Below are 589 nucleotides of genomic sequence, written 5' to 3'. Positions count from 1 at the left end.
TTTTTTTTGTATCTTTTGGGTGTAATCATAAGGCTTTTTAGATGTTAATTCAACAGCAACAAATTCAGTTTAGTCCCTATTCTTCATTATATGATTTAATCGTTCCAAAGGATAATCTGCTAAGGAAAATCAACGAACTAATAGATTTTTCATTTATCTACGATGAGTTATTAGATAAATACTGTTCCAATAACGGTCGCACAGCAGAGAGCCCAGTGCGCATGTTTAAGTATTTGCTTCTAAAAACAATCTATGACGTTTCTGATGTTGATGTAGTAGAGCGTTCGCGTTTTGATATGTCTTTTAAATATTTCTTAGAAATGGCTCCGGAGGAAGGCGTCATAAATCCAAGCTCCTTGACAAAGTTTAGGAAATTGCGTCTAAAGGACACCGACTTATTAAATCTACTCATTGGCAAAACAGTATCTATAGCTGTTGAAAAAGGAATCATTAAATCCAGATCTATTATAGTTGATGCCACACATACTTTATCGAGATCCAATCCATTTTCAGCAATTGATGTATTGAGAGAGCGATCTAAACTGCTACGAAAAACGGTCTATTTATTTGATGACCAATTCAAAGAGCA

The 589-nt window shown here is 34.3% G+C and carries 1 protein-coding gene; it reads left to right on the top strand.

The genetic code is table 11. The features are described 5' to 3' along the window. Window positions 1-41 precede the first annotated feature (41 nt). Window positions 42-589: transposase (locus NJT12_RS24855; protein WP_271338798.1), on the top strand; the 548-nt coding region annotated here is incomplete at its 3' end.

The organism is Flavobacterium azizsancarii, assembly GCF_027980145.1.
Taxonomy (GTDB): domain Bacteria; phylum Bacteroidota; class Bacteroidia; order Flavobacteriales; family Flavobacteriaceae; genus Flavobacterium; species Flavobacterium azizsancarii.
This window is presented reverse-complemented; position numbering and strand designations above follow the sequence as displayed.